General features: G+C 53.6%; 1 protein-coding gene. It reads right to left on the bottom strand.

Translation table 11 applies throughout. The features are described from left to right. Positions 1-59: 59 nt before the first annotated feature. On the bottom strand, positions 60-476 hold the full coding sequence (locus E4656_RS20155; RefSeq protein ID WP_135485123.1) for an alpha/beta fold hydrolase: 417 nt from the start codon (positions 474-476) through the stop codon (positions 60-62). Positions 477-771: the final 295 nt, after the last annotated feature.

Raw genomic sequence — 771 nt, 5'->3', positions numbered from 1 at the left:
CCTACAAGGAAAGGTCATGCGGGTCGGGCGGACAAACTAAGTTGTCATTTCACGGACTTTTACCACTGGCGCTGACATCTCGCCATATCCGAAAGCGAGTACGGATGCCTGCTGTCCCAATGCTCCACCCAATCCGACATGCCCGTTCCTCGATAGTCATAGCGGATGACGCGATATCCGGCATCGGTGAACGCTCGTACGAATGCCGGAGGCCACAGGAGCGCATCGCCCGCCATCGACATGTTGAGGAGAACCACTCCCTGGGGTTCACCCCCGGGAGCAATGATTTCATACCAAATCTGCAATCCGTCGGACGCGGCAAAGCCTGTCTCGCCCCGGATAATCTGCGGTAATTCATTTTTCAGGACATTCTCAATGACCACGTCCGTATCGGACGGCAGTCTCGGCCCGCCAAAAATGAGATATGCCGCAAAGGCTAGTATCAAGATCGAAAGAAATGCAAGAACATACATCATGGCTTTCCCAGAACTCTTCAGGTTAATGGTCCCGATGTTCCGCGACAGACTTCACATCTCCCTCGGTTCACAACCTGTATTGTCCACGCGGTCACCTCATGGCGCCTAACGCAGAGCGCACCGGTGGCCTTTTTGAAGCGGAGCGGAGAATAAGGCCATGATCGTGCCCCGATAACTCGGACACATTCCTGTTAAGCAACGGCCTGCTCATACTCTATCGTCGGCCCTGAACAATAGAGAAGCCCGCATGAATGCTGCGTTTCCAGCTGTTTTTCGGTAAAATGGCTACAACGTT

Source organism: Natronospirillum operosum (assembly GCF_004768465.1).
Lineage (GTDB): Bacteria > Pseudomonadota > Gammaproteobacteria > Pseudomonadales > Natronospirillaceae > Natronospirillum > Natronospirillum operosum.
The sequence above is the reverse complement of the archived record's forward strand: the minus strand, read 5'-3'. Positions and strand labels throughout refer to the sequence as shown.

Excerpts from the sequence above, each read along its gene's own strand:
- E4656_RS20155 (WP_135485123.1), bottom strand. The coding sequence starts at position 476 with ATGATGTATGTTCTTGCATTTCTTTCGATCTTGATACTAGCCTTTGCG.